Annotated in this window: 22 protein-coding genes; 17 read left to right on the top strand and 5 right to left on the bottom strand. The window is 47.7% G+C overall.

Going from position 1 to position 23,318, the window contains the following annotated elements:
- Window positions 1-89: 89 nt before the first annotated feature.
- The 4 genes from LBCZ_RS04695 to LBCZ_RS04710 all read right to left on the bottom strand — a co-directional run bounded on the left by LBCZ_RS04695 (window position 90) and on the right by LBCZ_RS04710 (window position 5,580).
- Window positions 90-2,903 (bottom strand): cation-translocating P-type ATPase, encoded by a 2,814-nt coding sequence (locus tag LBCZ_RS04695; protein WP_025013550.1) that lies wholly within the window; start codon window positions 2,901-2,903, stop codon window positions 90-92.
- 130 nt (window positions 2,904-3,033) lie between these two features.
- Complete coding sequence (locus LBCZ_RS04700; protein WP_025013549.1) at window positions 3,034-3,678, bottom strand: TetR/AcrR family transcriptional regulator; 645 nt, start codon at window positions 3,676-3,678, stop codon at window positions 3,034-3,036.
- Between the two features lie 32 nt (window positions 3,679-3,710).
- Window positions 3,711-4,853, bottom strand: coding sequence for an ABC transporter permease (locus tag LBCZ_RS04705; protein ID WP_025013548.1), 1,143 nt, complete (start codon window positions 4,851-4,853; stop codon window positions 3,711-3,713).
- Window positions 4,843-5,580, bottom strand: coding sequence for an ABC transporter ATP-binding protein (locus LBCZ_RS04710; RefSeq protein ID WP_025013547.1), 738 nt, complete (start codon window positions 5,578-5,580; stop codon window positions 4,843-4,845). The genes LBCZ_RS04705 and LBCZ_RS04710 overlap by 11 nt, the downstream gene beginning before the upstream one ends.
- Before the next feature lie 322 nt (window positions 5,581-5,902).
- Between LBCZ_RS04710 and cdaA the strand changes: the two genes are divergently transcribed.
- From cdaA to glmS, 4 genes are all read left to right on the top strand, one after another.
- Complete coding sequence (gene cdaA, locus LBCZ_RS04715; protein WP_039638864.1) at window positions 5,903-6,760, top strand: diadenylate cyclase CdaA; 858 nt, start codon at window positions 5,903-5,905, stop codon at window positions 6,758-6,760.
- Window positions 6,757-7,860 carry a CdaR family protein gene (locus LBCZ_RS04720; protein ID WP_025013546.1) on the top strand — a complete coding sequence of 368 codons (1,104 nt, stop codon included), beginning with the start codon at window positions 6,757-6,759 and terminating at the stop codon, window positions 7,858-7,860. The genes cdaA and LBCZ_RS04720 overlap by 4 nt, the downstream gene beginning before the upstream one ends.
- 28 nt (window positions 7,861-7,888) lie before the next feature.
- The gene (gene glmM, locus LBCZ_RS04725; protein WP_025013545.1) at window positions 7,889-9,253 is read left to right on the top strand and encodes a phosphoglucosamine mutase; all 1,365 of its coding nucleotides are present in this window, start codon (window positions 7,889-7,891) and stop codon (window positions 9,251-9,253) included.
- A gap of 294 nt (window positions 9,254-9,547) precedes the next feature.
- Window positions 9,548-11,359 (top strand): glutamine--fructose-6-phosphate transaminase (isomerizing), encoded by a 1,812-nt coding sequence (gene glmS, locus LBCZ_RS04730; protein ID WP_025013544.1) that lies wholly within the window; start codon window positions 9,548-9,550, stop codon window positions 11,357-11,359.
- A gap of 136 nt (window positions 11,360-11,495) precedes the next feature.
- Here glmS and LBCZ_RS04735 read toward each other — a convergent pair whose 3' ends face one another.
- A complete protein-coding gene (locus LBCZ_RS04735) occupies window positions 11,496-13,301 on the bottom strand; it encodes a M3 family oligoendopeptidase (RefSeq protein WP_025013543.1) in 1,806 nt (601 codons plus the stop codon).
- A 73-nt stretch (window positions 13,302-13,374) separates the two neighbouring features.
- On the opposite strand from LBCZ_RS04735, the gene LBCZ_RS04740 reads away from it, so the two are divergent.
- From LBCZ_RS04740 to LBCZ_RS04800, 13 genes are all read left to right on the top strand, one after another.
- Complete coding sequence (locus tag LBCZ_RS04740; protein WP_025013542.1) at window positions 13,375-13,866, top strand: VanZ family protein; 492 nt, start codon at window positions 13,375-13,377, stop codon at window positions 13,864-13,866.
- Between the two features lie 70 nt (window positions 13,867-13,936).
- Complete coding sequence (locus LBCZ_RS04745) at window positions 13,937-14,668, top strand: YebC/PmpR family DNA-binding transcriptional regulator (RefSeq protein ID WP_010489256.1); 732 nt, start codon at window positions 13,937-13,939, stop codon at window positions 14,666-14,668.
- Between the two features lie 126 nt (window positions 14,669-14,794).
- On the top strand, window positions 14,795-15,664 hold the full coding sequence (locus LBCZ_RS04750) for an ATPase, T2SS/T4P/T4SS family (protein ID WP_025013541.1): 870 nt from the start codon (window positions 14,795-14,797) through the stop codon (window positions 15,662-15,664).
- Entirely contained in the window at window positions 15,661-16,617 is a 957-nt protein-coding gene (locus tag LBCZ_RS04755; protein WP_025013540.1) for a type II secretion system F family protein, read from the top strand. The genes LBCZ_RS04750 and LBCZ_RS04755 overlap by 4 nt, the downstream gene beginning before the upstream one ends.
- Before the next feature lie 2 nt (window positions 16,618-16,619).
- Complete coding sequence (locus LBCZ_RS04760; protein WP_025013539.1) at window positions 16,620-16,940, top strand: type II secretion system protein; 321 nt, start codon at window positions 16,620-16,622, stop codon at window positions 16,938-16,940.
- A 20-nt stretch (window positions 16,941-16,960) separates the two neighbouring features.
- Window positions 16,961-17,362 (top strand): type II secretion system protein, encoded by a 402-nt coding sequence (locus LBCZ_RS04765; protein WP_225421699.1) that lies wholly within the window; start codon window positions 16,961-16,963, stop codon window positions 17,360-17,362.
- Window positions 17,359-17,592 (top strand): hypothetical protein, encoded by a 234-nt coding sequence (locus LBCZ_RS04770; protein WP_171020833.1) that lies wholly within the window; start codon window positions 17,359-17,361, stop codon window positions 17,590-17,592. The genes LBCZ_RS04765 and LBCZ_RS04770 overlap by 4 nt, the downstream gene beginning before the upstream one ends.
- 10 nt (window positions 17,593-17,602) lie before the next feature.
- Window positions 17,603-18,016, top strand: coding sequence for a hypothetical protein (locus LBCZ_RS04775; protein WP_052253335.1), 414 nt, complete (start codon window positions 17,603-17,605; stop codon window positions 18,014-18,016).
- Between the two features lie 98 nt (window positions 18,017-18,114).
- Window positions 18,115-19,176 carry an IS30 family transposase gene (locus LBCZ_RS04780; RefSeq protein ID WP_039638870.1) on the top strand — a complete coding sequence of 354 codons (1,062 nt, stop codon included), beginning with the start codon at window positions 18,115-18,117 and terminating at the stop codon, window positions 19,174-19,176.
- Window positions 19,177-19,344: 168 nt separating this feature from the next.
- Window positions 19,345-19,659 (top strand): hypothetical protein, encoded by a 315-nt coding sequence (locus LBCZ_RS04785; RefSeq protein WP_025013832.1) that lies wholly within the window; start codon window positions 19,345-19,347, stop codon window positions 19,657-19,659.
- Window positions 19,660-19,764: 105 nt separating this feature from the next.
- Complete coding sequence (locus LBCZ_RS04790; RefSeq protein WP_025013833.1) at window positions 19,765-20,778, top strand: class I SAM-dependent methyltransferase; 1,014 nt, start codon at window positions 19,765-19,767, stop codon at window positions 20,776-20,778.
- A 219-nt stretch (window positions 20,779-20,997) separates the two neighbouring features.
- Entirely contained in the window at window positions 20,998-21,456 is a 459-nt protein-coding gene (locus LBCZ_RS04795; protein WP_025013834.1) for a hypothetical protein, read from the top strand.
- A gap of 287 nt (window positions 21,457-21,743) precedes the next feature.
- Complete coding sequence (locus LBCZ_RS04800) at window positions 21,744-23,105, top strand: amino acid permease (RefSeq protein ID WP_025013835.1); 1,362 nt, start codon at window positions 21,744-21,746, stop codon at window positions 23,103-23,105.
- Window positions 23,106-23,318: the final 213 nt, after the last annotated feature.

Below are 23,318 nucleotides of genomic sequence, written 5' to 3' on the forward strand. Positions count from 1 at the left end.
TTACAAACAATGACCAACTAGAAAAGGTCCAAAAGGCATATGTAACACATGTCTTCTGGACCTTTTTTAATTGATTTACGGGTGTGTTGTTAACGAGTAGCGCTTGACGCACGCGCGGTAGCCGTGACTTTTTCACGCGATAAACGCCGGCGATTAAGCCATTTGCGGCCTTCTTCGATTAGGAAGAGGGGAATTGGAATGATTGCCAGGAAAAGCCAGTCGGTCAGTGCTAGCGGTCCGGTGTGGAAGAGATTCTGTAAGAATGGCGTGTAGCTAAGCAATGCTAACAAAAAGATTTCAAAGCCAATACCGAACCAGACCAAATGATTAGTGAACAAACCGACTTTGAAGACCGAAGCATTTTCGGTTCGGCAGTTCATGGCGGCGGCAATCTGGCAGAAGATGATTGCGGCAAGGGTCATGGTCGTGGCCATGACGTAGGTTGAGCCGCTGGTTGCCAGGCCGCGTAACGGCCAGCCGTTTAGATGGTTGACGAAGAAGTAAGCGCCGCTGGAAATGATGGATGCAATTAAGCCATACCAGGCAAACGCCTTCCATAAAACAGTGCGGTTCATAAGGTGAGCATCACGTGCGCGTGGCGGTTTATCCATAATGCCAGGCTCGGCTTTTTCGGATCCTAATCCCAGTGCCGGCATCATGTCTGTTCCAAGGTCGACTGTCAGGATTTGCATGACAGTCAACGGTAACGGGATGGCACCGCGCGAGAAGAGGAAGAGGGCAGATGGTACCGCTTCTGGCAGGTTGGAGTTCAAAATGTAAACCAAGAACTTTTGAATGTTGCTGTAAACGGTGCGGCCTTCTTCGATGGCGGCAACAATAGAGGCAAAGTTGTCGTCGGTAAGAATCATGTCGGCCGCGTCTTTGGCCACATCCGTTCCGGTGACGCCCATGGCAACGCCAATGTCTGCTTTTTTCAACGCAGGCGCATCGTTCACGCCGTCACCGGTGGATGCGACGATTTCACCCATGGCCTGTAAGGTAGAAACAATCTTATATTTTTGTTCAGGCGCCACCCGGGCAAAAATAATTTCGCCTGCCAGTGCCTGCTTGAGCTCGTCTTGGTTCATGGCATCGAGTTCACTGACGGTGACGACACGCGCTTTGTCGGACGTCAAACCAATTTTAACGGCAATAGACTTCGCAGTTAACGAGGAGTCACCGGTCACCATGATGATTTTGATGCTGGCCCGATGGCATTTCTCGATGGCATCGTAAATTTCCGGACGCGGTGGATCGGACATGATGGCCAAGCCGACAAAGGTAAGCTTGGTTTCGGCCGTCTCAATCGTGAGGTTGTCGAGCTGACTTTGTTTATCGGCTTCTTGAGGAATTTCACGATAAGCAGTCGCAATTGAGCGAAGGCCTAGAGAAGCATACTTGCGGTTGGCAGCATCGATCGCTTCCTTGTCTGCTGCGGTTAAAGGCCGGACTTTGCCGTTTTCCTGAATGGTATCGCAGTGCGGCAGTAAATCGCTGAGAGAGCCTTTGGTACAGATGGACAGCGTGTGATCATCGTGCTGGTGGATGGTGGTCATCCGTTTACGATCGGAGTCGAAGGGAAGCTCTTTAAGCCGCGGGTATTTTTTGGTATAAGCATTCACGTCAATTCCGGATTTTTGCGCCAGGATTACAAGTGAAGCTTCCGTTGGCGTCCCCAGAATCTTCGGTCGCGCTTGGCCTTTTGCCGGTTCGACTTCGGTGTCGTTGTTGAATGCAACCAGACGAATGAGCAGATCCAAGTCAGGATCGCTGCCGTATTGAACCGGTTTGCCGTCTAACTCAATATGGCCATTATTGACATAGCCTTGGCCACTCACGGTATAAGTATGTGACCGGGTCCAAATATGATCGACTGTCATCTGGTTTTGGGTCAGCGTACCGGTTTTATCCGAGCAGATCACCGTTGTTTCACCCAACGTTTCAACACTGTTCAAGTCTTTGAGTAAGGCATGTTTCTTGGCCATGCGCTGCACGCCTTGGGCTAGCGAAAGCGTCACCGTTGGCAGTAGGCCCTCGGGGATGAACGCGACAATCATGCCTAACGCGAAAATAAAGCTTTGGGCCACTGGGTAGTGGACAAAGAAGATGGCAGCTACAAAGAAAAGAACCCCTAAGCTGATGGCAATGAGCGAAATCTGTTTCGTTAGACGATTAAGCTCTAATTGCAACGGGCTTAGACTCCGCTTTTGTTGTTGAGTCAACGCGGCGATTCGCCCGAACTCGGTTTTCATGCCGGTTGCAAAAGCAATGGCCGTTGCCGTTCCGGCGCCAACCGTGGTGCCGGCATAGACAAGATTGGATTCAGCAAATTCGCCTTGGCCAGCGTTGTAGTCAACCTTTTTAGATTCGGGGACGGATTCACCGGTGAGGGCACTCTGGTCGACTTGGACGGAAGTGGCCTTGATCAGGCGGGCGTCAACCGGTACTGCATTGCCGGCTTGCAGGTTGAAGACGTCGCCTGGCACGATTTGGGTAGCGTTGACTTGTTGCAGTTTGCCATCCCGGTAGACTTGCGTATAAGTCGGCAACATTTTCATGAGTGAGTCCGTTGCCTTTTGGGCTTCATGTTCCTGCCAGTAACTGAAAATACCATTAATAACATTGACCAGCCAGATGGCAATACCTAGCTCAAGGGTGCCGGATAGGATTGCAACAAACCCGCTCACCCAGAGTAGAATCGCCATGACACTGGTAAAGTTCTTAAGAAAGACTAGTAACTGGGATTTTTGCTTTTCGCGGGTAATCGTGTTTTCACCATATTTGGCAAGACGCGCAGCCGCTTCTTTTTGACTTAATCCAGTTGACGTTGTGTGCAAGTCGTCCAGTAAGTCCGTAACCGATTCAGTTGCAAACTTGCGCCGCGTCTCCTTTTCACTTTTCATGACTCAGACATGGCTCCTTTTATTAAGACGTTTAACCTCATTCTAACGTTCTGCCGGATGTAAAAACACCCAAAACTGTCGAATTTAGGTGATTAAAATTAGCGATTTATAGCTGGTATATCTGGTCTTATCATGTTTGTAACCCCCGCTCAAGAAACGCCACTGCCTCGGAAACCGCAGTCTCAAGATCAAAACTAGATTGCATCCCCAAGACAACTGGCAACAGGTAACTTAAAATGGTACCAAAAATATAGCGAAGGATGCGCGTCAGTGGCCAGTCAACGAGCGCACCTTCCTGTTGATAGATGGCGAGTAAGTGGATGGCCTTGTCCATGAATTGCTTTTGAAACTTTTCCGCCAGTGCATGGCTTAGCGCCGCATCTTGCAAAAGGGTGGCGGCCAGTATTCTTAGCTGTGCCTGATTGGCAATGGCAAAGGCCATCCGATTATGCACGATGAAGGTTAGAAACGTATGCAGGTCAGGTAGGTGTTGCTCACCGACTTCATGAATGAACTCGGTGAATGCGCTCGGGATAACGTGTTGAATCATGGGCGCAAGTAACGCTTGGCGGATGCCTTCTTTGGTTTTGAATTGCTTATAAACGGTTCCTTCGCTAACGCCGGCAAGTTGCGCGATATCTTTTGTGCTCGTTCGGTCGAATCCTTGTTCCGAAAAGAGGTTCAGGCTTGCTTTCAAAACCGCTTGTTGCTTTGCCGAGAGCTGGCTTTCAGCAAGCGATGAGGAGAATAGATCCGTCAGATTATGCGGCTGCACGATCGTTCACTTCCTTCTTTAGTCAGATTTGTTTAAACCTGTCGATAATGCCGCATGGTGACAAGATTCAGGCTTAAAAATAGTAAGAAGAAGCCTAGAAGGGCAATGACGTCCGGATACAACACACTTAATGACTGGCCTTTTGCAATAATGCCGGTTAACGCATCGGCACCGTAATAAAGCGGCATTAAGCGGGCAATCGGTTGCAACCAGCCGAGCATTTGATTCACAGGAATCAGCCCGGTAAAGAAAATTTGCGGGACGACAACCAATGGGATGAACTGGAGCATTTGAAATTCCGTATTGGCAAACGTTGAAATCAGTAGGCCAAGCGAAAGCGCCGTGATTGCCAGTAATAAGTTGATTAGAAAAATTGCGGCAATACTTCCGAGAATTTGGATTTTAAAGACGAACAAGGCATAGCCGACAATCAAGATTGTTTGAATCACCGCAAAAATGCCATAGCCCAATAAATAGCCACTAATAATTTCTCCTCGCCGCACAGGAGTTGCCAGTAATCGGTCAAGCGTTCCGGTTGTGCGTTCACGTAATAGCGCGATGCCGGAAATCAAGAAAACAAAGAAGAAAACGATGAAGCCAATCAGAATCGGCAGTAAGGTGTCAAAATAAGTCGAATTAGCCGATCCGTAACGATAATGAGTTGCGATTCTGTAGTGAGTGGCAGTTGATGCCGGTTGGGACCCTGCTACCTGTGCAGTTCCACGCGTGGAATGTTGTAACGCTGATGCCAGTTTTTGTAAAGCGGTTGCTTGATTTTTAATCGTAGTAGCTGCTGCCTGCATTTTAAGCTTGATGGTTGCTGCCTGTAAGCCCTGTTTCAAGAGGGCACTTTTTCCTTGATCGGCATTGGCGAGTAATAGTGTCAGTTTGTTGCCTTTCTGAGTCAGGATGCCAGCATAATCGTGATCTTTGATAAGCATGGTCGGATCTTCATTGCCGACATGGTGGAGCCGGATTCGATCCGTATCCAGGGCCCGAACCACAGATGTATCCACACCGCGCACGCCTAAGTCAGCTTTTGTATTTGTGTTGGATTGGAAAAGAAAAAAGATTAACGTCATGATAAACAACGGCGCAATGAACATCAGTGCCAGTGTCCGTTTATCGCGAATCATTTCTTTGAAAATACGACTGATTAATGCATTAACGCGCATCTTGCTGCCTCCCTGCGGCCAAAAAGACCGCTTCGATCGAATCTGTATGATAGTTTGCTTTAAGCTGGTCAGGCGTGCCTTGGGCGATGGCCTTTCCGTTGCGGATCATCATGAGCACATCGGCTTCTTCGGCGTCAGCCATGACATGGGTTGTTAAAATAATCGCGACACCCTGATCACTAGCTAATCGGTGCAATTCCTGCCAGATTTTGCGGCGTAACTCAGGATCAATGCCGATAGTCGGTTCATCCAGAATCAGAAGCGGCGGTTTGCTGATCAACGCGATGGCAAGTGATAGTCGTCGTTTCATGCCGCCGGAGTAAGTTCTGACGCTTTGATCGAGGGCAGATTGCAAGTCAACAACATGCGCAGAGTAGCGCAATTGCTCGGTCATTTGTGTCTGCTTGACGCCTTGCATTTTGGCAAAGAAAGTTAAATTTTCAGCGCCGGTCAAGCTTTCGTAAAGGGCGTCAGTTTGGGCCATGAACCCGATCCGCGCTAAAAGCAATCGATCAGGGACAGGTTGATTAAAAACCAGTACCTGACCGGATTGGGGGCGTATCATGCCCATAATGCTACGGATCAAGGTTGTTTTGCCCGCACCGCTTGGACCAATTAAAGCCAGGATCTGCCCACGATTTAAGGAGAGATCAATGTCGCTAAGGACGATTTTTTGACCGTAACCTTGCTGCAGGGCGGTCACTTTGACAACTGGTTGTATTGACATATTTTAGCCGCTTTCTTTTAGAATATAGTGAGTACTCACTCACTTGCTATTATCACGACTTCTGTCGAAAAAGCAAGCTTATTTTTCTGCGGGAAGCCGCCTTGGCACCGTGACCTAAACGCGTTCTCTGGCCCAGAAGTCTGCGTGTAAGGACCTCAGTCGCAAAGGCCTAAGCCCGGGCCATCACGCCTGAGGCCGCTTACACTCTGACTTCTAACCGGGCCAGTTCACGCTCTGTCATCCGTTTCCGTGCCCGCCGTTTAGGCATCTCGTGGTATAATTATTCAGAAGTTTGATTTCAAACCACAATGGAGGAACGCGGATGCGCACCTATCTCGCAAATTTATTAACTTGGTCCACCCTTATTAATCTGGTTGACATCCTCGTCGTCTGGTACGTCATTTATCGTTTGATCATGCTGGTTCGCGGTACCAAAGCCGTGCAGCTGCTTAAAGGTGTTTTTGTCATTGCGGCCATCAAGACTATTTCCTGGTTTTTGCAACTCAAAACGGTTGGCTACCTGACAGATTTGGTCATTACCTGGAGTGTGCCGGCGCTGGTCATTATTTTTCAACCGGAAATTCGCCGCGGCCTAGAGCATCTTGGACGTGGATCGTTGATTTTCCGCTCAAACAATAACCAACATGAAGCCGAAACGCGTATGGTCAAAGAGCTGGATAAGGCGATTCAGTACATGAGCAAACGCCGCATCGGTGCTCTGATTACCATTCAAAAAAATACCGGCCTTGAGGATTACATCGAGACTGGTATTCCACTGGATGCGGATATTAGTGGCGAGTTGTTGATCAACATTTTTATTCCTAACACGCCGTTGCATGACGGGGCGGTCATCATTCGCAACAATCGAATTGCGGTGGCCGCGGCTTATTTGCCGTTGTCGGACAGTAACCTGATTCCCAAGGAACTGGGTACCCGTCATCGGGCAGCTGTCGGGATCAGTGAAGTGACCGATGCCTTGACGATTGTTGTGTCTGAGGAAACCGGTGAAGTCACGATTACGAACAATAATAATTTGATTCGCAACCTGACGCGTGAGGATTACATGAAGTTCTTGACGGCTCAGTTGGTACCAAAAGAAGAGGCGCCCAATCCAAATCCGGTTGTCAGTTTCTTTTCGTGGCTTTTTAGTCAACGCAAAAAGAAGGAGGGCAAGCAATGAATCGCTTATGGGATAAACCATGGGTTAATCGGTTGTTAGCCTTGCTTCTCGCGATCGGGTTGTTCGCTTATGTCAACGTTGAGAGTATCAATAACACGCGGCAGAATGCCAATGATGATACAACCTTGGTAGCGAACAAGACTCAGACCGTGAAAGTGCCGTTGCAGGTTAACGCCAATACCGACAAGTATTTCATCACCGGTTACCCGTCAAAAGTGTCGGTTGCACTGACAGGAACGGCCTCGTTAGTTACCATGACTGCCAATACCCAGAATTTTAGGGTGGTTGCTGATTTAACCAATTTAGGGGTTGGCAAGCATCGCGTTCATTTGAAGGCGGAAGGTTTGAACAAAGATTTGAGCTACTCGATTTCGCCTAAATCAGTGACTGTCGACATCCAGGTGCGGGACAATAAGACCATGCCGATTCAGGTTCGCTATAATAAGGCCAGCATCGCTTCCGGTTATGCAGCAGGTGATCCTAAGCTTTCGGCGCGAACCGTTGAAGTGACGGGTGCACGCTCCGTGATTGACTCGATTGCCCAGGTCGTTGCCAATGTTTCGTTGGCGCACAATACCCGCAAGACCGTTGACCAGGAAGTGCTATTGCAAGCGTTGGATGATAATGGCAATACTATGAATGTGGTGCTGTCACCGCAAACCGTGCACGTGACATTGCCGATTTCTCAACCCAGTAAAAAAGTAAATATTGAGTTGAAGCAAACCGGCAATGCGGCAAGCGGGCATACGTACGCCTTGTCGTCAGACACAAAACAGGTTACCGTATATGGAGACCAGCAAAGTCTGGATAAGTTGAGTAAATTGACCGTTCCTGTTGATATCAGTGGCATCACTTCGACAACAACGCGGACGTTCAACGTAACAGATCTCAACGACAGTATTTCTGCGGCCGACCCGAAAACCATTAAGGTGACGGTGAGTGTTGGCAACACAGGGACTGGTAATGGTGGTGGTAATGACGATGATGATGTGGGCACTAACGCTAACGCTGGCACGTCAACCGCTTCATCGAATTCATCCAGTGCCAGTAGTTCTCAATCAAGTTCGTCAAGCGAAAGCACATCAGCAAGTGAAAAATAACCACTGGAAGAAATGAGGAAAAAATAAGATGACAAAGTATTTTGGTACCGATGGTGTTCGTGGCATTGCTAATAAGGAACTGAGTCCGGAAATGGCGTTTCGACTCGGGCGTACGGGTGGCTATGTGCTGACTCAGCACAAAGAGGATGCCAGTCATCGGCCATTGGTTCTGGTAGCGCGCGATACCCGGATTTCCGGTCAGATGTTAGCAGATGCTTTGATTGCCGGATTACTGTCGGTTGGCATTGAAGTGCTGGATCTTGGCGTTATCACAACGCCGGCAGTTGCTTACCTAATTAAAATTCAAGGGGCCGATGCCGGGATTCAGATTTCGGCTTCACATAATCCGGTTGCCGACAATGGTATCAAGTTCTTTGGCGCAGACGGTTACAAGCTTTCTGACGAAACGGAAGAAGAAATTGAAGCTTTGTTAGATGCACCGGAAGATAACCTGCCGCGTCCGGCTGCAGAGGGACTGGGAACCGTTGACGATTATCCTGAAGGTGCGCTCAAGTATACGCAATTTTTGGAGCAGACACTCTCGGATGACTTAAGTGGCATTCATGTTTGTTTAGACGGTGCTAATGGTGCTACCAGTGGTTTGGTTAGCCGGATTTTTGCCGATCTTGACACGGACTTCGATACGATGGCAACCAGCCCGGACGGCTTAAATATCAACGCTGACGTAGGTTCAACGCATCCGCAAGCGTTGGCCAAGTTTGTCGTTGAAAAAGGTGCCGATGTCGGCCTGGCCTTTGACGGCGACGGTGATCGCTGCATTGCCGTTGATGAAGAAGGTAACATTGTCGATGGCGATAAGATCATGTTCATTCTAGGCAGCTATATGAAGTCACAAGGCCGCCTGAAACAAGATACGGTTGTGACCACAGTGATGAGCAACCTCGGCTTGTATAAGGCGCTTGAAGCCAATGGTATGAAGTCTGTTCAGACCGCGGTTGGTGACCGCCATGTCGTGGAAGCCATGCGTAAAGACGGTTACAACATCGGTGGCGAACAATCCGGCCACATCATTTTGTTTGATTATCACAACACCGGCGATGGCATGTTGACCGGCATCCACTTGCTAAACGTCATGAAGAAGACAGGCAAGAAACTATCCGAGCTGGCAGCCCCGGTTCAGGATTACCCACAGAAACTGGTTAACGTCAAAGTTGCCGACAAGGATAATTGGCAAGCCTATCCGGAAATTCAAGAAGCTATCGATACCGTTGAAAAAGAAATGGCTGGCGATGGCCGCGTGCTCGTGCGTCCTTCCGGTACGGAACCACTGCTGCGGGTGATGGCAGAAGCCAAAACCAAAGACTTGGTATCGCGTTATGTCGATCAGATTGTCGCAGTCGTTAAGCGCGAGATGGGCAGTCCAAAAGATTAAGATTCATATAAACTACATGAGGGTTTAACCAAAAAAGCTACTGAGGAAAAATCTCGGTGGCTTTTTTGTTGCGGTGTTTATGGTAAATCTAAAGCGATCAAACCTTGAATTTTCAAGGTTGATCACGTTTTCGGAGGAATGGATATAGACCAATAATCTTGCGAAAAGTATACCATTGAAAATTTAGTATTGACATACTGCCGCTTAAAACATATAGTTAGCTTTGTTTTTAGCGATACCAATAAAAAAATCTGTCTAAACCAATTTGTAGACATTAGGAAAAGGATGTTGACTATGTGTGGAATCGTTGGTGTTATCGGTAAGAAAAATGCAACCCAAATCTTACTTAAAGGGCTCGAGAAGCTGGAATATCGGGGGTATGATTCAGCTGGCATTTATGTAAACGATCAAGCCGGTCATGACCATCTGATCAAGCGGGTTGGCCATATTTCTAATTTGGAAAAAGCAGTGACACCGGATGTTCAGGGCGTCATGGGGATTGGTCATACACGCTGGGCAACAAACGGTGGGCCGACCGAAGCCAATGCACATCCGCAGGTTTCTAATGACGAACGCTTCTATCTGGTGCATAACGGGGTTGTGACCAACGCCAATGACCTGAAGCAGCAATACCTTCAAGACATCGAACTGCATAGTGATACAGATACTGAAGTTGTGGTACAGCTGATTGCCTTGTTTGCCCGTCAAGGCCTGTCTGCCAAAGAGGCGTTGCGCAAGACGCTGAAGTTGATTCAAGGCTCATACGCTTTTTCAATGGTTGATCGACTGGATCCAACCGTATTGTATGTGGCTAAGAACAAGAGCCCGCTTTTGATCGGTCGGGGCAAGGGCTTCAACGTTGTGGCTTCCGATGCGTTGGCTATGCTGAGCGAAACCGACCAATTTGTTGAACTCAAGGATCAGGAAATTGTGACGCTGACGGCCGATGCCATTCACATCGAAACACTTGATGGCAAAGTCGAAGAACGTAAGCCGTTTACGGTTAAAGTCGATGACGGTGAAGTTTCTAAAGGCACGTACCCATTCTTCATGCTCAAGGAAATTGACGAGCAGCCAATTGTGATGCGCCGTTTGGTTGAAAAATATACCGATGATCAACATCATGTGGTGATTCCGGAAGACCTGATGAAGGCCTTACAGCAAGCCGATCGTTTGTATATTGTTGCAGCCGGCACAAGTTATCATGCCGGGTTGGTTGGTGCTCCGTTGTTCGAACAACTGGCAGGCATTCCATCTGAGGTTCATGTCGCTTCAGAGTTTGCATATCATCAGCCGCTATTGTCCAAGCATCCGCTGTTTATTTTCCTAACGCAAAGCGGCGAGACAGCTGATATTCGTCAGGTGTTGGTTGAAGTTAAAAAGCAAGGTTATCAGACGCTCACCATTACCAATGTCGGCAGTTCAACGCTTGCTCGTGAAGCAACATTTACCTTGTTGCTGCATGGTGGTCCGGAAATTGCGGTTGCCTCGACCAAGGCTTACACCGCCCAAATTGCCGTTGAAGCATTGGTTGCCAAGGCCGTTGGGGAAGCTAAGGGTCTGCAAGCAGCTAAGGACTTTGACGTCATTCACCAATTGGGTTTGGCAGCAACCGGCCAGCAAGCCTTGATTGATCAAAAAGATCGCATCCACGAACTGGCGACAGATATGTTCAAAACCACACGCAACGCCTTTTATATCGGGCGAGGCGGCGACTATTACGCCAGCCTGGAAGCAGCGTTGAAGCTCAAGGAAATCAGCTACGTGCAGGCAGAAGGTTTTGCTGCTGGTGAGTTGAAACATGGCACCATTGCGTTGATCGAAAAGGATACGCCGGTTGTCGCCATCATTTCCGATCCGGTGACAGCTGCCCGCACACGCAGTAATGCCGATGAAGTTCAGGCCCGAGGTGCTAAAGTCTTGCACATTGCGATGGCCAGTCAGGCACAAAAGGGTGACCAGATTATTGTGGACGACATCGATCCACTGCTGGCACCACTTGTTACCATCATTCCGGCGCAATTGCTGGCATACTTCACAAGTGCCGATCGCGGCTATGACGTTGATCGTCCGCGTAACTTGGCAAAGTCTGTTACGGTCGAATAAGACGCGTATTGATGGAAAAGTAAATGTTAATCTTAAAACGGTGATATTGCCCACTAAAAAGCCTGTTTGCTAGCATTTTAGCAAACAGGCTTTTTGTCTCATCAGAATCTTTACGTTAAGAAGAAATGGGCAGCAATTATTTTAAGTAATCCTCGCTCAACTGCATAAACTGTTGCGCATCCTTGGCGGCTAGGTCGATGCCTTGCTGCCAAAATGCCGGTTGCGTCAGATCAACACCGAGATGCTTTTTGGCCAGTTCCTCTGTCGGCATGTTGGCCGTGTCCCGCAGCAGTGCGATGTAATCATCTTCAAAGTTTGCGGTTTGTTGCGCCTTGGCGTAAATGCCGCTAGAGAACAGGTAGCCAAACGTATACGGGAAGTTGTAGAACGGCGGATTGTCAAAATAGAAGTGTAGTTTGTCCGCCCAGTACATTGGGTCAAATGAACTCAAACCGCCAGCATAGGCTTTTTGCTGGGCCTCGGTCATCAGTTCCTTTAGGCGCGGCACGCTGACAATGCCGTGTTCCCGTTCTTGATAGAAGCTGTCTTCAAACAGGAAGCGGGCGTGGATGTTCAACAGCATGGCTATTGGATTGGTCATTTTGGCATCAAGTAGGTTAAGCTTTTCTGCGGGATCGCTGGCGGCTTTGACAGTCGCATCGGCCACGATTAATTCAGCAAACGTCGAAGCAGTTTCGGCAACGTTCATGGCATAATCTTGACGCAGAACCGGCATGTCTTTCAAAATATCACTGTGGAAGGCGTGGCCTAGTTCGTGGGCGATGGTTGAAACGCCAGATGCCGAGCCGTCAAAAGTCATGAAAATTCGGCTTTCTTTAACATCCGGCACACTGGTCATATAGCCACCGGCGCGTTTGCCTGGCCGATCTTCGGCTTCAATCCAGCCGTTTTCGAAGGCGTGTTTGGCGAAAGCGGACATTTTTGGTGAGAACTTGGCAAAATTGCTGACAATGAATTCGGCTGCTTCGTCAAAGGTGTATGTTTTTGGCTTAAAATCGCCAACGATAACCGGCGCCCACTGATCATACCAAGTCATGGTTGGCTGGCCGGCTAGTTGGGCCTTGCGGGTGAGGTAGGCGGCAAATGGTGCCTTATTCGCGCTGATGGTGTGCCACATTTGATCCAATGTGGCCCGTTGCATGCGGTTGTATTGAAGCGGTTTGTAAAGATAATCCGGATAATGATGCAAGCGGTAATCAGTTAACCGAAATCCGGCAATATGATTGAGCGTTTCAGCAAATAAACTAGCATGATCATCCCAGACGTGTTCCCAAACGTTGAAAACATCCCGACGCACTTTAGAATCAGGCGCGCCTTCAAACTTGTTCTGCGTCTGGCCGGCACTCAGTTCGGTTGTTTTCCCGTTTTCAACAACCGGAAACTTAAGACTGCCGCTTAAAGTGGTGTAATGGTCACTCCAGCCGGTGTACCCATCAACTGCTAGGTCATTGATCATGGTTTCAGTTTGGTCATCAAGCAGGTCCTTGGCTTGGTCACGCATTTCAGCGAGCCCGAAGCGACTTTCCGCTAAAGTACCGGTTGCCGTCAGTTGATCGAACGCGGCTTGTGGCATGGCAGCTAGTTTTTTAGCCAGCGGATTATTAATGTTTTGAAAACGCGTCTCAAGCGTGGTGAGCCGACCTTGCAATGGGCCGGTTTTTAAATTGGCCGTATCGGCGCTGGCAATCATTTCAACAAAGCTACCAGTGGTGCCTAGGCCTTTGCTAATATCTTCAAACAGTTGCCAAAAAGTTTTGAAATCGGTAAACTCAGGAGCGTCATCGCTAGGCGACCAAGCAGCCACCTGGGTTTCCAGTTGCGGCAGTTCGTCGGCTACCTGTTGGATTCGGGCGGCAAGTTGTAGTGAGTCGATGCCACCGGGGAAGATTGAATCGAGATTCCAGTTAATCGGGTAAGACATATCAGCACTTCCTTTCGAAATACGTTCATTATACAGTAGATGAGAAAATTATGAGTGAAAGTGGGTCAAATTTGTGCATTCTTTTAAACGTCATTGGGGACTTTGGTTGACGGCTATTCTTTTATTTATTTTATTTGTGAGTTCTAGCATGACGTACAAAGAACAGACAACCGTGCCGCTCATGGAACGGCTGTTGCAAAGTGAACCGTTTAAACCATTTTTGAGCACGATTCATTTTGATTATGCCGGTGAAACGCAATCGGTAGCAAAGGTAGGCTACTTTAAATTTGTCGAGTTCTTTATTCGCAAAGGCGCGCACGTCACGATCTTTTTCCTTTTGGGGCTAGGCTTAACCCAAGGAACATTTATGTATCAAAAGAATCGGTGGCTTCACTGGCCACTGGTAACGTTGAGCTGTACCGGGATTGCCGCGTTTGATGAATTCCACCAGATGTTGACAGGCGGCCGGACGCCGTTATTTCAGGATGTGATGCTGGATACGGCTGCAGCAGCCATTGCCGTGACGGTGATGTGGGGATGGCTGTGGTGGCGGAAGCGACGTTGAATAACGGTTCATTCTTTGCTATAATTTTAACGATCCGTATGCATCTATACTTATGAAAAGAGGGTTTATCATGTCAGGACATTCCAAATGGCATAACATCCAAGGCCGTAAGAACGCTCAGGATGCTAAGCGTGGTAAGATTTTCCAGAAATTATCACGTGAATTATACATGGCAGCAAAGCAAGGTGGTCCTGACCCCAGTGGTAACCCATCCCTCCGTTTGGTCATGGACAAAGCCAAAGCTGCCAACATGCCTAAAGACAACATCAAACGGGCGTTAGATAAAGCGAGCGATCGCGATGCAGCTAATTATGATGAAGTGACTTATGAAGGCTATGGTCCGGGTGGCGTTGCGATTTTAGTTGAAGCGTTGACCGATAACCGCAACCGGACGTCCAGTTCTGTGCGGGTTGCAATTACCCGTCATGGTGGCAATATGGCGGCAGCTGGTGCGGTTTCTTATATGTTCGATCGCAAAGGCTATCTGGTTATTTCCCGCGAAGATTTTGACGTTGACGAAGACCAGATGCTGGAAGATGCGCTTGAAGCCGGTGCTGAAGACATGCAGACGTCGGATGAAGCCTATGAAATTTATACCGACCCTAAAGAATTCGCCCAGGTTCGCGATGCGTTAGAAGAAAAAGGTTATAAATTCGTTCAAAATGAATTAACCATGGTGCCGCAAAATCTGACACCGATTCCCAAGGACAAAGTTGAACAGTTCCAGGCGATGATTGACCAACTGGAAGACGATGACGATGTTCAGGAAGTTTACACAGCCGGCGACTGGCCAGACGACTAAATAATTTATTAGAACATGTTTGAAAAGGCAATGCAGATGCGTTGTCTTTTTTATTTTGCCCAAAAATCGGCAGCAAAAGGAGTTTCCCTGTGAATTGCGAACTCTTTTAGTGTAGGGGGGAAAGGCATGCAATCAGTGAATGAATTGTTGACGGGTGCATTGGCAAAAGGCGCCAGTGATATCTATTATTTGCCGAGTGCAGAGGGGTATCTTGTTCGACTTCGACTACCTACAGGACTGATGACCCTGGCAAGGCGGGAGACGCGCATAGGGCAACAGGAGATTAATTATCTGAAGTTCATGGCGGGGATGAACGTGGCAGAACATCGGCGCGTTCAATTGGGTGCGTTCTATCAAGAAGCGCCGTCTGTCTTTCTGCGACTGAGTTCGGTAGCGGACTATCGCGGCCGTGAATCGTTGGTCGTGCGGTTAATCAACGGCATTCCAGATGCGGACGGCGCCCGACAACTTTTGGATCGGTTGATGAGCATTTTGTTGCAACGACGCGGGATGTTGACGCTGGCCGGGCCAACCGGATCAGGTAAAACAACGCTACTTTATCAATTAGCTACGCGGTTGGCGGAGTCGCGAATGGTGTTGTCGATAGAAGATCCCGTTGAAATCAATCAACCTCAATTTCTTCAGCTTCAGGTGAATCCGGAAGCAGAAATGAGTTACCCACAGTTGCTGAAGGCAGCTTTGCGTCACCGTCCCGATGTCTTATTGATCGGAGAAATTCGTGATCGGCAAACCGCGCAAAGTGCCTGTGAAGCAGCCATTAGCGGTCATATTGTGTTGGCAACGGTTCATGCACGCTCGGCTGGGGACACGCCATTGCGCTTGACGAGTTTCGGCCTATCTGAAGAATTGGTTGCTGCCGCGTTGACTGCCAGTGCGGCAATTACGTTGCGCTATCGTCCGGTTATTCATCCGGTGGCAGAACTGGTTGTTTTTGAACGCTCGTCGCAAAGCCAAGCACAAGAGGTGGTTTCATGAAGGTGCCGTTAATTGCCCAAGAGTATTTTTGTCGCCAGAGTGCTGCGTTAATCACAGCTGGGTTTAGTTTGCCAGATGTTTTTGCTTACCTGCGCGTCAGTTCGCCAAAATACTGGATTGTTTGGGAACGGATTGAAGCGGAACTGGCTAACGGAATTGCCTTTTCAGAAGCGGTCGCGCACCAAGAGCTGGCACTTATCCTTTTTCAACAGTTACAGTTGGCACAGATTCACGGTGATTTGGCTAAGGCGCTAACAGTAGCAGGCGACTATCTTAGCTTACGCGTGCGCAATCGGCAGAAAATGACGCAATTACTTGTTTATCCATGTCTGTTATTGGCCATGTTGATGGTTTTACAGGTTGTCGTTGTGTTTGGCGTACTGCCGGCCTTGTCTTTGCCGAGATCAGAATTAGTCGCGGTTCAGTTAGGCGGTCTTGCTGTGCTGATCGGACTTGGTGTGGTGATTTATTTGGTCTGGCGCCGCTTAACGCCACTTAAGCGACTCTTGGTTCTACAAAAAGTGCCGGGGATGCGGCAGGTTCTGCGAATGTATTATCAGTTTCAATTTACTGCCGGAGCGGCTCAATTTTTGTTGGCGGGGGCTGATATTTCCGATTTTTGTCGGCATTTAGCAACTTTGGAAGGACCACTTGGAAAATTAGGTAGTCGGATTCAGGCGAAAGTTCAACGAGGGCAAGAATTAACCGAGGCACTTCAGGAACCTTTTGTCCCAGATGAAGTGGCGCGTTTATTAACGATGGGACAGTCACGGCATCTGGTGGCGGAAGGCCTCAAGCTATTCGGAGAGCAACTATTTTTTAATTTGCAGCGCCAATTGGAGAAATTAGTTAATTTGATCCAACCGCTTTTGTTTTTGTTAATCGGCGGCGAGATTTTACTGGTTTATTTGCAGATCTTATTGCCACTCTACCAATCATTAGGAGGTGTTTGAACATGCGACGGAAAAAGTTACGGGCGTTCACGCTCATCGAAGTCGTAGCAGCTTTAGGTGTGATTATTTTGTTAACGTTGGCCTTGGTTCTGACGATTCAAGGACAGATGAAACGCGTCGATACGCAAAATTTGAAGGCCACGGTTGCGACCGTCAATACTCAGTTGGAAATGACTTACAACGAGCCTGATCAAGGTGGCGTTGATTTTAGCTCCCCTGATCAATTGGTCAAAAAAGACGTGATTTCGCAGAGCCAGGCCGATGCACTTAAAAAAGGCGGTTATAAACTAACATCCGGTTCACCGCCAAAATTCGCTAAATGAAACGTTTAAGTGGATTTACCATGATCGAGATCGTTGCGGTGATGTTTATTTTGACGGCATTAGCTTTGGTAGCGGTGCCGGTTGGACGAGGGGCCCTGACGCATCGGCAGGAGCGGGAGTTCATGGAAAGGGTCGTTGAGGAGTGGGAAATGCTGAAGATGAAGGCAAGGAGTAATCACGTGGACGGTAATCTTCACGTTGAAGGCTCTGAAAGGCGAGTCAAGTTTACAACAATAAACGGTACAATTAAGATTCTTCAGTTTCCGCCTTCTTTGGAATTTGATGGCGCTGCGACGTTGGTTTGTAATCACAGAGGGAAAATTAAGCAAGGAGGTTCGTTAAATTTTAAGCACAAGGGCAAACTTAGCTGGTTAGTAAGTTTTCAACTGGGATGGGGGCGAGCCGTATTCACCAAAAAATGAGCGGAGTTTTACTAGTCGAACATCTAGCTGCATTGGGAGTGGTTTTAATCGCGGTTAGCTGGCTAACGCTACTACTGCGGACGTATCAAAAGCTTGTCATTCCAACTCGTCAGGAAACAACGGCCTATTATGCGGCTCGGATTGCGTTGGTTCGACTGCCATCACCAGGCGGGAAAACGGAAGTTAAGGTGGGTCCCGATGTTTGGCAAGTTGAGGTGCACGCCAAGTAGGTCATTGTTCATGCTGACAATAAAAACAAGACTTTCTCATTTACGCCTTGAAGCTTTTAGTTTGATTGAGGTCGTTGTCGGATTGGGGTTGATGATGGTGATCCTGTTGCTTTGGCAACCACTCTTAACTGGCATTCAACGGTTTATTCATCAAGATCAATACTTGATTCACGCTTTACGAGCAGAACAGGATCTACAAGCGGACATACGCTCTCATAAAATGAAAGACGTAAAAGTGAAAGAAAGCAGCGTGTTACTCCAAGGACAAAGTGGTGCCGAAACCAAGACATATACCTTCGAATTTTATGCTAAACGTGGAAACGAAGGCATGATTCGTACTAGATCCAATTTTGATGGTCACGTGCCCTTATTTATGCAGATTAAATCCGCAAAGTTTCAAGCGCGCGTTTTAAAATCAAGTTAGCCACTTTTATTACAAATTTGGGACAATAAAAAACATCAAGAACAGATATCCTGTATCATTGAAGTTCCAACACAAACAATGAAAGAGGTATTGTCCTGATGCATGAACAGGATATCACACGTCGTCAACCAGGTCATCATTTGTCTCAAATGGAACGCGGTAGAATTGCAGAACTTTACGCCACCGGCACCTCCAAACGCGAAATTGCTGCCAAAATTGGCGTCTGCCATCAAACCATCAATAATGAGATTGACCGAGGGACTGTCAAGCAGGCTAAGCGCATTAATGGCAAACTAATCTATCATACGGAATATAGTCCTGAAGCTGCTCAGACGCGCTATGAGACCGCACGTCTGAATTGTCATAGGCCGGATAAATTCGCCGCTACAAGCCACTTCCTGGCCTGGTACGTTAATCAGGCCAAGACTGAACACTGGTCGCCTGATGCAGCCGTTGGCGCCGCACGGCGAGCCAAGCTATTCACCCCTGAGGAGATGGTGTGCACAACCACTTTATATCGCTACATCGATGATCAACGCTTAGAAATTCGGAACATCGATCTCGTGGAGAAGGCAAATCGGCGGACCAAGCAACACAAGAGCACTAAGCATAAGCGCCTAGCCGGCCGCAGTATTGAGGAGCGTCCTAAGGCTGTCGAACGCCGCAAGCAGTTCGGACATTGGGAGATGGATACCGTTGTCGGGAAACGCAATGGCCGTGAGAGCGTCATCCTTAGCCTGATTGAGCGGAAGACTCGTTGCCAACTTCTCCGACTGATCGACGGCCGAGACTCGGACTCTGTGGAGTTTGCGTTACGAGAAATCAAGCTTGAGTGGGGTGACTGTCTGCGCACGATTACCGCAGACAATGGCCCGGAGTTCTCGACTCTGGATAAGGCCTTTGAGGACACAGATACAGACATCTTCTACGCGCATTCATACACCTCATGCGATCGCGGCTCCAACGAGGCCCACAATCGCATGATTAGACGTGACTACCCAAAAGGCGAGTCGCTGGATGATGTTAGTCCCAGCCAGGTGCTGGCTACCCAAGACCGTCTTAACGGGCTTCCCCGGAGAAAGCTAGACTACCGTGGCCCCCAGGAGTGTTTTGAGACCGAAGTGCGCCGGACTCGGCGTTCAGCACAACACGTAAGCTAAACAATGAACAACTCATAAGATAACAGGCTGTTCTTGGGAGTGTCTCAAAACCCCGGCTAACTTGTTCTTGCAATTTGGGGCAAAGTTTCAAGCTGCTCCACAGGGCTTTATATATAGCTTACGATTAAAGTCAGCTCAACCATTTGAAGGTGGGGTGTTTTTGGAGCCATGAAGCTACGTGGAAGCGTGTTTGTCAATATGTTGATCTTATTTACTGTTTTTCTAACTCTGACTGTTGGCCTGTTCGAACAATTCAAACTATGGCAACAGCGGTATCAAGTAATCGCAAAAGTCGAAAAAGCTCAATTTGAAGCGGCGTATTCTCGTTGGAGGCAACAAGGCAAAATCACGAGTCAGGCGACGGAAGAAGCACCAGCCACTCAAACTATGCCATCGAGTGACACCACCGAATCAAATTCATCAACAAACGAAACAGCACAACCTTCAGAAATCAAGGCTTCCAAAGCAGAGATGCTTGAATAAGTTTTTGCCAATCAGTACACTAAAAGACAAGGCGTCAACTAAGGGTCACGGGAAATTTCCTGTAGGGACACGCGTTGACTGACAGAGTAACGAGGAGGCACTGGTTTGGCAAACGAACATCTTGAAAAGCTTTACCATGTTTTAGATGACAGCACGACGATCTTGAATCAACAGTTGAAGACATCTTTTATTGCGGCGATTACTGAAGCCGGAGAGGATCTTGACTCAGGTGAGGTGATGCAGGAAGATGGTTTGCCCAACGATGAGGCAAAGAAAAAACTAACCGCGCTGTTTGATCAAATCAAGCTGGCTACCTATGAGCCGGAAGAAATTCGTCAGGCGTTACAGTTGGTTTTGGTGAAGGCCATCAAAGTCGATGGGATTGAGCCGAACAAGCAAATAACGCCGGACGCGATGGCTAGTCTGGCAACGTTTATGGTCACCATCTTTGTTCAACAACATCCCGATCAACTGAGGGTTGCTGATTTGGCAGTAGGAACCGGAAATTTGTTGTTTGCGGTCATGAATCAGCTTCACAAGGCCTGGAATGTCGAAGTCAAAGGCTTTGGCGTTGATAATGATGAGGCGTTGCTGGCAGTAGCAGGAATGAGTAGCAGTCTTCAACACTTAGACGTTGATTTATTTCATCAAGATGCTTTGGACAATCTTTTGTTTAAAGATGCTGACGTGGTGGTTTCAGATTTGCCAGTGGGCTATTACCCGGTTGATGAACGCGCTAAAAAGTTTGCGACTGCCACAAAGAAAGGCCATTCTTATGCGCATCACCTGTTAATTGAGCAAAGCATGAATGTCCTGAAGCCGGGCGGATTAGGCTTGTTTTATGTGCCTAGTCAGGTGTTTCGCTCTAAAGAGGCAGAGGGCTTAACCAAATGGCTGGCAAAGGCCATGTATTTTCAGGGCTTGTTAAACTTGCCGGACGACTTTTTTGCCGATAAGAATGCGGAAAAGAGCCTATTGATTTTGCAAAAGCCAAGTCCAGACGTCAAACGCGCTAAGCAGGTCTTACTTGGGCAGTTTCCGGACCTCAATGATCGTGACGCATTTGCGGCCTTTATTGGTAAGGTCAAGGATTGGGCGGCAGCCAATATTGTGTTGTAAATAACGTTGCATCAGAAGTGTTAGCGTAAGCGGCTTTTGCTTCAGTGGAGCACATCCACACAGAAACACCGTCATATTTCATTAAACCAAACAGGCACTGGAGACGTTTTGCTAAGTCTCCAGTGCCTGTTTGGTTTTCTTTGCTGCCCGCATAAACGCACTCCCTGCTTTTTAGCGCGCAATCGGTTAGAATAAGTTATCACCAACAGGAGGATGTTTATGTCGTTATTAAGTATTGCGTATGTTTTAATTGCTATTGTTTCGGTCGGCGTCACCATTTTTGATATTGTACATGTGCGGATCCGCGCAACGCCAAAAGTCTGGCGCATCGTTTTTTATCTGGCGATTGCCGCTTTTAGCCTAGTCCTAACGCTGCAGCAAAGTCGCCATTTTGACGATTTGGTCAGTGGCGGCTTCATTGTGGTCATGTTTCTTTGCTTTGCAAGCTGGCAAAAAGGTTTGGCGGATCCTGCTATTATTGGCGGTTTGGGCAGTATTCGGATGTATCAAAATCTGAGTGGACTCGTTTTGCAGGCACAAGGCACCGGGACACTTTTATTAGCGCAGATGGGGCAGGTGACTGTCTTAAGATTGCACTTCCGCCAAGCGCCGCAAACCCTTCAAAGCTTCCTGGTAGATAAAATGGCGCCCGAGCAAATTAAGATTGTCGATCAGTGATTGGTTTGGGGTTTTCTGAAAATGGTGTATAATTTTTCTAATACGGACATTCGTTAAACGATGTGTACCATTCCTAATAATGACATGATATTGCTGTGATGAACTGGTTGAAAGTACCTGTCAGTATTTGTTGTCGTGCATGATGGCATAACAGTGGTTGTATTGTCATATTCGAATTTAACATCCAAACTTTTAAATTTGTCGAATCGAAAACATTTGCCTAAGAAGTCGGTTTTTTTACTATCTTCTTAGCTGACCTGGGTCATTTATATTTAAGGAGGAAGCGCATGCAAGCCGAAAAAGATGATCAACCTGAACTGGCGCGGAATTTGAAAAGTCGCCATGTTCAACTGATTGCGATTGGAGGCACCATTGGAACTGGTTTGTTTCTGGGTTCCGGTCAGTCTATTCACTCGGCTGGTCCTTCGATTTTGTTTGCTTATTTAATAACTGGTGGCATCTGTTTCTTGTTGATGCGGGCATTGGGCGAGTTATTGATGTCTGATGTGGATTCGCACACATTTATTGACTTTATTACCAAGTATTTGGGTAAAGATGCCGGCTGGGTCACAGGCTGGACTTACTGGATTTGCTGGGTTGCGCTGGCAATGGCCGAAGTGACTGCCATCGGCTTATACATTAAGTTTTGGTTGCCTGACGTTCCGCAGTGGTTGCCGGGCTTAATTGCATTAGCTGTTTTGCTGTTACTTAATTTAGTTAGCGTCGGGCTTTTTGGCGAAGCGGAGTTCTGGTTTGCGCTGATCAAAATTGTCGCAATTATTGGTCTTATTGTCCTGGGCATTTTCATGATGATTGTTCGTTTCAAAACGCCGCTCGGCCATGCGAGTCTGGCTAATCTTGTCAATGATGGGGGCCTTTTTCCCAAAGGATTTGGCGGCTTTTTAATGTCACTGCAAATGGTTGTGTTTAGTTTTGTCGGAATCGAAATGGTCGGGTTAACGGCAAGTGAGACAAAGGATCCGCATAAAGTGATTCCCGAGGCCATTAACGAAATTCCGATGCGGATTCTGTTATTTTACGTAGGCGCGTTATTTGTCATCATGTGTATTTATCCGTGGCGGCATGTTTCGCCGGTTAACAGTCCCTTTGTTGAGGTTTTCAATAATGTGGGTATTCCATTTGCCGCGGACATCATCAATTTTGTCGTGTTAACTGCCGCAGCTTCGGCATGTAATTCGTCTATTTTCAGTACTGGTCGGCTACTTTTCTCATTGACGGTCACTGGTAAAAGTCAATCAGCGCAGTGGGCGGCCAAATTGTCACGGCGACAGGTGCCGGCTCGCGCGATTTTGATCTCGACGGCCGTGATTGCCGTGGCGGTTGTTTTGAATCTTTTCCTTCCAGGCGCGGTTTTCACGTTGGTTTCAAGTATGGCCACGATCAGCTTTCTGTTTGTCTGGGCCATGATCATGTTGGCGCACTTGCGATATAAAAAGTTATATCCACATAAAGAAGGCTTTCGGATGCCGTTCTATCCAGTTTCGGATTACCTTGTTTTAGGGTTTCTCCTCCTGACCGCTATTATCATGCTGTTCGATCGGGCAATGCTTTCGGCACTGATTTTTGCGGTTGTTTGGATTGCAACACTCTTTATATTACGGCGGTTACGACGAGCTGCAAAAGCGTAAAAAATCGGGTTGTTGAACATTGACAGTAATTTGAGTGATCACTTAGTTTCTATTTGAAGATTGCCAACTAAAGCCTTTTTACTGATGTGTATAGGTTGAGTGATCACTTGCCATTTTTAGATTTAGGGTTGACTAACTTTGCTGACGCGTTATGCTGTTAGTGGGTCGCAAATTGTTTTGATGGCGTTATTTTTGTTATTAATGGTGATGGTA

Source organism: Lacticaseibacillus casei DSM 20011 = JCM 1134 = ATCC 393 (assembly GCF_000829055.1).
In the GTDB taxonomy this organism is placed as follows: Bacteria; Bacillota; Bacilli; order Lactobacillales; family Lactobacillaceae; genus Lacticaseibacillus; species Lacticaseibacillus casei.

What these genes read in the sequence shown, in the direction of transcription:
- LBCZ_RS04750 (WP_025013541.1), top strand. Translation starts at nt 14,795, where the DNA reads ATGCAATCAGTGAATGAATTGTTGACGGGTGCATTGGCAAAAGGCGCC.
- cdaA (WP_039638864.1), top strand. Translation starts at nt 5,903, where the DNA reads ATGCGCACCTATCTCGCAAATTTATTAACTTGGTCCACCCTTATTAAT.
- LBCZ_RS04760 (WP_025013539.1), top strand. Translation starts at nt 16,620, where the DNA reads ATGCGACGGAAAAAGTTACGGGCGTTCACGCTCATCGAAGTCGTAGCA.
- glmS (WP_025013544.1), top strand. Translation starts at nt 9,548, where the DNA reads ATGTGTGGAATCGTTGGTGTTATCGGTAAGAAAAATGCAACCCAAATC.
- LBCZ_RS04770 (WP_171020833.1), top strand. Translation starts at nt 17,359, where the DNA reads ATGAGCGGAGTTTTACTAGTCGAACATCTAGCTGCATTGGGAGTGGTT.
- LBCZ_RS04775 (WP_052253335.1), top strand. Translation starts at nt 17,603, where the DNA reads ATGCTGACAATAAAAACAAGACTTTCTCATTTACGCCTTGAAGCTTTT.
- LBCZ_RS04695 (WP_025013550.1), bottom strand. Translation starts at nt 2,903, where the DNA reads ATGAAAAGTGAAAAGGAGACGCGGCGCAAGTTTGCAACTGAATCGGTT.
- LBCZ_RS04795 (WP_025013834.1), top strand. Translation starts at nt 20,998, where the DNA reads ATGTCGTTATTAAGTATTGCGTATGTTTTAATTGCTATTGTTTCGGTC.
- LBCZ_RS04755 (WP_025013540.1), top strand. Translation starts at nt 15,661, where the DNA reads ATGAAGGTGCCGTTAATTGCCCAAGAGTATTTTTGTCGCCAGAGTGCT.
- LBCZ_RS04710 (WP_025013547.1), bottom strand. Translation starts at nt 5,580, where the DNA reads ATGTCAATACAACCAGTTGTCAAAGTGACCGCCCTGCAGCAAGGTTAC.
- LBCZ_RS04720 (WP_025013546.1), top strand. Translation starts at nt 6,757, where the DNA reads ATGAATCGCTTATGGGATAAACCATGGGTTAATCGGTTGTTAGCCTTG.
- LBCZ_RS04705 (WP_025013548.1), bottom strand. Translation starts at nt 4,853, where the DNA reads ATGCGCGTTAATGCATTAATCAGTCGTATTTTCAAAGAAATGATTCGC.
- glmM (WP_025013545.1), top strand. Translation starts at nt 7,889, where the DNA reads ATGACAAAGTATTTTGGTACCGATGGTGTTCGTGGCATTGCTAATAAG.
- LBCZ_RS04800 (WP_025013835.1), top strand. Translation starts at nt 21,744, where the DNA reads ATGCAAGCCGAAAAAGATGATCAACCTGAACTGGCGCGGAATTTGAAA.
- LBCZ_RS04765 (WP_225421699.1), top strand. Translation starts at nt 16,961, where the DNA reads ATGATCGAGATCGTTGCGGTGATGTTTATTTTGACGGCATTAGCTTTG.
- LBCZ_RS04745 (WP_010489256.1), top strand. Translation starts at nt 13,937, where the DNA reads ATGTCAGGACATTCCAAATGGCATAACATCCAAGGCCGTAAGAACGCT.
- LBCZ_RS04735 (WP_025013543.1), bottom strand. Translation starts at nt 13,301, where the DNA reads ATGTCTTACCCGATTAACTGGAATCTCGATTCAATCTTCCCCGGTGGC.
- LBCZ_RS04780 (WP_039638870.1), top strand. Translation starts at nt 18,115, where the DNA reads ATGCATGAACAGGATATCACACGTCGTCAACCAGGTCATCATTTGTCT.
- LBCZ_RS04785 (WP_025013832.1), top strand. Translation starts at nt 19,345, where the DNA reads ATGAAGCTACGTGGAAGCGTGTTTGTCAATATGTTGATCTTATTTACT.